Raw genomic sequence first — 6,391 nt, 5'->3', positions numbered from 1 at the left:
ACAAAGGGCGGCGCGATCCTCTGAAGATGCGCTCAGAACTGGCGTCTGGCCACCAGCCAGGCGCCCACCACCAGCATCACCGCCCCGCATAACGGTCCGATCAGCGCCCGCACCGGCACGCCGTGGGCGCGAACTAAATCCATGATCAACCCGCCCACCAGCTGGCTGGCCACCAGTACCGCAATGGTCGTCGCCGCGCCAACGTTTTGATAACCGCTGATGCTGGCGAAGACGAAAAAGGACCCCAGCAGGCCGGGGATCAGCGTCCACCACTTCACGCTCAGGGCCAGCTCCTGAAAGCCGGCGACGCCCTGGCGCAGCAGTAACATCGTCACGAAGATAACGATCCCGACCAGCGAATTGAGCAGCATAGCGATAAGGATCGTCGACGCCGACTGGGTGATGCGCACCATCAGAGTGTTCTGCACTACCAGGCCAACGCCGGCGGCGATCAGGCAGGCGAGAGTGAGCGACGCGTTCATGCTTTGCCGTCCGGGTCCTGACGCGCATCCAGCTGCAGCTGCATAAAGGTCAGATCCAGCCAGCGGCCAAATTTGGTGCCCACCTGCGGCATCTGCCCGGTGGTGATAAAGCCCAGCGTTTCATGCAGATGCAGCGAAGCGTGATTCTGCGACTCGATGCCGGCGACCATCACATGTTTATTCAGCCGTCGCGCTTCGGCGATCAAGGCGACCAGCAGCTTGCGGCCCAGCCCTTTCCCCTGATGTTCGGGATGAACGTACACCGAATGCTCCACGGTATGGCGAAAGCCGTCAAACGCCCGCCAGTCGCCAAACGAGGAATAACCGGTAATGACGCCGTCTTCCTCGCTCACCAGTACCGGAAATCCAGCCAGCTGGCGGGCTTCAAACCAGGCGATGCGGTTGTCGGTATCCACAGTTTTATCATTCCAGATGGCGGCGGTATGGACGACGGCATGGTTATAGATCTCGGCGATCGCCGCGCAGTCGTCTTTAATGGCAGGGCGAATGGACATAGCAAACCTCAATTTTTCGTACACTATAGTAGTACAATATTATTACAATAATGAACGCCACGCTGTCATCCGTTTTCAGCATAATTTTAACGGCTAACCCGGGAATAACACGTCTCGGTGGATGGTTGTGTAATGGGGGGGCGCACACTATAGTGTTACGTTATGAATACTATAGAAGACAACCTCAATCAGCGCATCAGCGCGCGCATCCGCATCGAGCGCGAGTCCCGCGGCTGGTCGCTGAACGACCTCGCCGAACGGGCCGGCGCCTCACGGGCGATGATCCATAAAATCGAGCGCGGCGAAAGCAGCCCGACCGCCTCGATGCTTGGCCGCCTTTCCGGCGCCTTCGGCATCAGTATGTCGACCCTGATCGCCCGCGCGGAAATGCAGGAGGGCAAGCTGCTGCGCTTTGCCAGCCAGCCGGTATGGCGCGACCCGCAAAGCCACTATCTCCGCCGCCACGTTTCGCCGCGCAGCGATTTGCCGATCGATCTGGTGCAGATTGAGCTGCCGCCCGGTAGCGATGTGCCGATGCCCGCCGCGTCCTATGCGCTTGCCCGCCAGCTAATCTGGCTGCAACAGGGCGAGCTGGTGTTTGTCGAAGGCAATACCCGCCATGAGATGCAGGCGGGGGATTGTCTGGAGCTTGGCCCGCCCAACGATTGTCGCTTTATTAATGAATCCGCAGAGACCTGCGTCTATCTGGTAGTTCGCCTTAATCAATCGCCATCCGGCTCTTAATGTTAAAGCATAATACGCATAAAGCAGCTAGCCTCAGTACAGTCTGCTAACAAGAGGAGTTTGCTATGACAGATCAACCGCAACGCCATCGCCGCTGGGTGCTGGCTTCCCGTCCCCATGGTGAACCGACGGCAGAGAATTTCCGCCTGGAAGAGAGCGAAGTGCCGACGCCAGGCCCGGGTCAAGTGCTGCTGCGTACCGTTTATTTATCGCTCGACCCGTATATGCGCGGGCGCATGAGCGACGCGCCGTCCTATTCGCCGCCGGTGGCCATTGGCGCGGTGATGGTGGGAGGGACCGTGAGTCGCGTGGTCAGCTCAAATCATGCCGATTATCAACCCGGCGACTGGGTGCTGGGCTACAGCGGCTGGCAGGATTATGAACTCTCCGACGGCAGCGGACTGGTGAAGCTGGGTGACAATCCGCAACACCCGTCCTGGTCGCTGGGAGTTCTGGGGATGCCCGGCTTCACCGCCTACATGGGTTTGCTGGACATCGGCCAGCCAAAGGCGGGCGAAACGCTGGTGGTCGCCGCGGCGACCGGGCCGGTTGGCGCCACGGTTGGACAGATCGGCAAAATTAAGGGCTGCCGCACCGTCGGCATCGCTGGCGGCGCGGAAAAATGCCGCTATGCGGTTGAGACGTTAGGCTTTGATCTCTGCCTTGACCATCGTGCGGATGATTTTGCCGAACAGCTGGCCAAGGCCTGCCCGCAGGGTATTGACGTTTATTATGAAAACGTCGGCGGCAAGGTTTTTGACGCGGTGCTGCCGCTGTTGAATACCGCAGCGCGGGTACCCGTCTGCGGGCTGGTGAGCGGCTATAACGCCACCGGGCTGCCGGACGGGCCAGATCGTCTGCCGCTGCTGATGGCGACCATCCTCAAAAAGCGCATCCGGATGCAGGGCTTTATTATCGGCCAGGATTACGGGCATCGGATCGCCGAATTCCAGCAGCAGATGGGGCGCTGGGTGCAGGAGGGGAAAATTAAATATCGCGAACAGCTTATCGACGGTCTGGACCAGGCGCCGCAGGCGCTGATCGGCCTGTTAAAAGGCGAGAACTTCGGTAAGGTAGTGATCCGCGTCGCGGCGGACGACTAACCTGGCGGGCTTCGACTGAACAGGCCCCTTTTTCCGCCAGGGAAAAGAGGCCTGGCATAGAGGTCAGGCGTAGAAGGCTAACCGCTGGGCGAGCAGATCGACAAAGGCTTCGCGGTCCACATCCAGCATCAGGGTGGTATTGGGCCGATTGCCGGTCAGATGGTAGTAATCGACCACCGTCATCCCCTGGGTATATTTGCCTTCCGTTTCTACGCCAACCCAGCGTTCGATCGTGGTAAAGATCTCCGGCTTGAGGAGCCAGGCGATGGTGCAGGGATCGTGCAGCGGCGCGCCGTCGAAGCCCCACTTTTCATCTTTGTGGTAGGCCATAAAGAAGTCGAGCAGTTCGGCGATGATGGTCGACACCGTGTTGCCAATCTGGCGGAATCGCTCGATATCGGCGGGAAGGATTTGCGCCTTATGGGTGACGTCAAGGCCCGCCATCACCACCGGGATCCCGGACTGAAAGACCATTTCCGCGGCCTGCGGATCAACGTAAATATTAAACTCCGCCGCCGGCTGCCAGTTGCCCAGCCCCATGGCGCCCCCCATGATCACGATGCGGGCGATCTTCGCGTGCAGCTCCGGATGGCTGGCGAGCAGCAACGCCACGTTAGTCTGCGGTCCGGTGGCCACCAGAGTCACCGGCTCCTGGCTTTCCCGCAGCACGCTGGCCATCAGCTCGACGGCGGTGCAGTTCTGCGGCGCAAAGGCCGGCTCAGGCAGGCTCGGGCCATCCAGTCCGCTCTCGCCGTGCACGTTATCGGCGATGATCAGATCGCGCATCAACGGCTTCCACGCGCCGCCGGCAACCGGAATGTCCGGCCGGTTCAGCAGCGTCAACATACGCAGCACGTTGCGCAGGGTCTTCTCCGGAGTTTGGTTGCCCGCGGAAGCGGTGACGGCTTTCACCTCCAGCTCCGGCGAGGCGAGGGCGAGGACCAGGGCGATCGCGTCATCATGTCCCGGATCGCAATCAATCATTATCGGCAGTGCCATAGCAGCTCCTTGTTGGCGATGTTCTGTGACCAGACTAACGCTGCGAGTCGGGGCAGACGAGATGGTGTGCAGAATAGTGTGATGGAGACCACGATTGCTGCGAGGTAACGCGTATCGTTACGCGACCGTCCGTAAACATGGTGCCTCGTTTTGCGGTGGCGCAAGATGGCGCCCGGCGCGGCGCGATATAATAGAAAAATTGCTAATCCTTACGGATATTAATGGTTTGCTTTTCGGCGGGCGGGTTCTTATCCTTAAGAAAACTCAAGAGGTTATTACGATGAAAGATGTAGTAGATAAATGCAGCACCAAAGGCTGCGCCATTGATGTCGGGACGATCATTGATAACGAGGACTGCGTCTACCGGGCCGAGAAGGTGTTCCCAAGCCGCGAAGAAGCGGAATCCACCGTAGCCGCCGTGCGCGAACGTGCTGCCGCCGCAGCGCCGGCCAGTGAACCGCCGCAGGTCGATTACACCATCGTCGCCGCTGGCGACGCGGTGAAACTCGACCTCTCCATCGCCTTCTCCTGCCAGGCGGAAAAGATCATTTTCGAGTTATCCCTGCGAAATCTGCTTTAATTCGCGCCTGTAGCGGAAGCGTGATGCTCTGGCGGGCAGGCGCCTTCCGCTGATGCAGCACGCTGCCCGCCCGGCGACCTGAGCCGGGTGAGCGCGGTTAGTCTTGAAAGACGACGTTTCCGCCAACCATGGTCATCACCACGCGGCTGGCGCCAATCTCCTCATGGGCTACGGCGAAGATATCGCGGTCCAGCACCTGAAAATCAGCGACTTTGCCGACCTCTATCGATCCGCGTACCGCTTCTTTCCCTTCCTGATAGGCCGCATTGATGGTGTACATCCGCACGCCGTCCGCCACGCTAATTGCCAGTTCCGGGCGAATAACCTTGCCGCTGGAAGATGATTTGCGGGTGACCGCTGCCTGAACCATTTTGCGCCAGTTCACCAGCGCCATAATGCCATCTGACCCGCCGGCGATGATGACCCCAAGGTCGATGATATCCCGTAGCCCTTTGCAGATTTCCCCCTTGATGCCACAGTAGCGGGCGCGCTGTTCATAGTCATATGCCGGGCCGCCGGGTGAGGGTTGTTCGGAAAGCAGAATGCCGTATTTTGCCGCCGTCACGAAATCTTGCCGATCGCCCATTGAGCCGTGCAGCACATAATGCCGTCGGCTCTCCCCCGGATAGCGCTGAATCGCCTGCACGAAGCTGTTAATCGTGACTTTAACCGCCTTATCGCCGACCGCATGGACTGCCACCTGAAAACCGCGCTGGTGAGCCAGCAGAATCATCTGCTGTAGCGCCTCAACTTGTGCTTCCTCGGTCGCCTCGGGGCCACCAAACACCGAGCGTCCGCGATATCCCGGCCGGTCGGCGTAATCCTGATTCATCCACGCTGTGTGCGATGTGGGAACGCCATCGCAGAACAGTTTTATGGTCCGACAGTCCAGCCAGTCCCGGTCGGTGAACTGGGAGAAATCAAAGCTATCCAGATCGCGCTTCAGGGTGGCGCAGGACTGAACCCCCCGCTCGGCGGAGTAAAAGGCGATGGATACCCGGGCGGTGAGTTTTCCTTCATCCTGCAGTTCACGGTAGGCGGCGATGGCGCGATCCCCCGCAGCGCCCACCTCGCGCGTGTTTTCCCCCGGACCCATGGCGCCTTCCGTGTAGCTGGCATACCCTTCGCTGTTCATCAGGCGCTGGGCTGCCAGAAGGTTCTCTTTGAGGGCCGCTACGGTCAGACGGGGCATCGTGCCGGATGCGAGATGCAGGGCGGGCAGGTCGATGAAATTGCCGTCCAGTTCGCCACTGGCCGTTCGCCCCAGATGTCCGCCGAGGGGATCAGGGGGGCTGGCGTCAAGACCGGAGAGGGCCAGCGCCCGGCTGTTGACGATGCAGGAGTGACCGTCCCACAGGGCGAGCAGGGTGGGATGATCGGCCGTGACGTCGTCAATATCCCAGCGCGTCAGAGAGCGCTGCTCGGCCGCGCACTCCTTGATTGCGTTTGGATCCAGACCGCAGACACGAATCCATGCCCCGGCGGGAGTGCGGGCTGCCTGGTCGCGCAGTCTTTCCCGCAGTACTGCCAGGGAACGCACGTCCTGGCAGTTCAGGCAATGCCAGCTGTCAGCGAGCCAGCCGATATGGATATGTGAGTCATGCGCGGCGGGTAAAATGAGTTTGCCGCCAAGGTCAATGACCTGCGTCTGGGGACCAATATGCTGCTGAATCTCCTGGTCTTCACCAACGTTAATAATCCATCCCTGCTTCACGGCGATGGCGCGCTTAAAACTAAAATGTGCGTCCACCGTGGCGACCTTGCCGTTAATCAATACGCAGTCCGCATAAACGACATTATCCATTTATCCCTCCCTGGCTGATAAAAGTGCCGATCAATATAAATAGTAACCATGGTGATTATGTGGCGACTATCTGACTACGAAGGGGGTGGAGTGTCAAGCGCGGGTCGTTGGCGGGTGTCCGCCTGGCGGTGGAATAGACGGTAAGGAAAAGCGCTTCGCCCCCC

7 protein-coding genes and 1 pseudogene are annotated in these 6,391 nt (G+C 59.7%); 4 read left to right on the top strand and 4 right to left on the bottom strand.

Translation table 11 applies throughout. The features are described 5' to 3' along the window. Positions 1 to 32: 32 nt before the first annotated feature. Entirely contained in the window at positions 33 to 482 is a 450-nt protein-coding gene (locus HMPREF9538_RS16355) for a DMT family transporter (protein ID WP_004180135.1), read from the bottom strand. Then, on the bottom strand, positions 479 to 997 hold the full coding sequence (locus tag HMPREF9538_RS16360) for a GNAT family N-acetyltransferase (RefSeq protein WP_002906796.1): 519 nt from the start codon (positions 995 to 997) through the stop codon (positions 479 to 481). Before HMPREF9538_RS16360 ends, HMPREF9538_RS16355 begins: the two co-directional genes overlap by 4 nt. A gap of 162 nt (positions 998 to 1,159) precedes the next feature. On the opposite strand from HMPREF9538_RS16360, the gene HMPREF9538_RS16365 reads away from it, so the two are divergent. Both HMPREF9538_RS16365 and HMPREF9538_RS16370 read left to right on the top strand, forming a co-directional pair. Then, entirely contained in the window at positions 1,160 to 1,741 is a 582-nt protein-coding gene (locus tag HMPREF9538_RS16365; RefSeq protein ID WP_002906794.1) for a helix-turn-helix domain-containing protein, read from the top strand. 65 nt (positions 1,742 to 1,806) lie between these two features. Then, positions 1,807 to 2,844, top strand: coding sequence for an NADP-dependent oxidoreductase (locus tag HMPREF9538_RS16370; protein ID WP_020316438.1), 1,038 nt, complete (start codon positions 1,807 to 1,809; stop codon positions 2,842 to 2,844). Positions 2,845 to 2,907: 63 nt separating this feature from the next. Here the strand turns inward: HMPREF9538_RS16370 and rihA are convergent, their stop codons facing one another. After that, on the bottom strand, positions 2,908 to 3,843 hold the full coding sequence (gene rihA / locus HMPREF9538_RS16375) for a pyrimidine-specific ribonucleoside hydrolase RihA (RefSeq protein WP_009484783.1): 936 nt from the start codon (positions 3,841 to 3,843) through the stop codon (positions 2,908 to 2,910). Between rihA and HMPREF9538_RS32815 the strand changes: the two are divergent. Continuing rightward, positions 3,805 to 4,034, top strand: a pseudogene (locus tag HMPREF9538_RS32815) (hypothetical protein). The gene rihA and the pseudogene HMPREF9538_RS32815 sit on opposite strands and share 39 nt — an antisense overlap. Positions 4,035 to 4,123: 89 nt before the next feature. After that, positions 4,124 to 4,423 (top strand): DUF406 domain-containing protein, encoded by a 300-nt coding sequence (locus tag HMPREF9538_RS0127445; RefSeq protein ID WP_002906788.1) that lies wholly within the window; start codon positions 4,124 to 4,126, stop codon positions 4,421 to 4,423. A 97-nt stretch (positions 4,424 to 4,520) separates the two neighbouring features. On the opposite strand, the gene HMPREF9538_RS16380 is transcribed toward HMPREF9538_RS0127445, so the two are convergent. After that, positions 4,521 to 6,227, bottom strand: a complete 1,707-nt coding sequence (locus tag HMPREF9538_RS16380) for an amidohydrolase (RefSeq protein WP_009484781.1) — start codon at positions 6,225 to 6,227, stop codon at positions 4,521 to 4,523. Positions 6,228 to 6,391: the final 164 nt, after the last annotated feature.

This window comes from Klebsiella sp. MS 92-3 (genome assembly GCF_000195655.1).
Classification (GTDB): domain Bacteria; phylum Pseudomonadota; class Gammaproteobacteria; order Enterobacterales; family Enterobacteriaceae; genus Klebsiella; species Klebsiella pneumoniae.
This window is presented reverse-complemented; position numbering and strand designations above follow the sequence as displayed.

Coding starts and splice junctions, on each gene's coding strand:
- HMPREF9538_RS16355 (WP_004180135.1), bottom strand. CDS start 482: ATGAACGCGTCGCTCACTCTCGCCTGCCTGATCGCCGCCGGCGTTGGC.
- HMPREF9538_RS16360 (WP_002906796.1), bottom strand. CDS start 997: ATGTCCATTCGCCCTGCCATTAAAGACGACTGCGCGGCGATCGCCGAG.
- HMPREF9538_RS16365 (WP_002906794.1), top strand. CDS start 1,160: ATGAATACTATAGAAGACAACCTCAATCAGCGCATCAGCGCGCGCATC.
- HMPREF9538_RS16370 (WP_020316438.1), top strand. CDS start 1,807: ATGACAGATCAACCGCAACGCCATCGCCGCTGGGTGCTGGCTTCCCGT.
- rihA (WP_009484783.1), bottom strand. CDS start 3,843: ATGGCACTGCCGATAATGATTGATTGCGATCCGGGACATGATGACGCG.
- HMPREF9538_RS0127445 (WP_002906788.1), top strand. CDS start 4,124: ATGAAAGATGTAGTAGATAAATGCAGCACCAAAGGCTGCGCCATTGAT.
- HMPREF9538_RS16380 (WP_009484781.1), bottom strand. CDS start 6,227: ATGGATAATGTCGTTTATGCGGACTGCGTATTGATTAACGGCAAGGTC.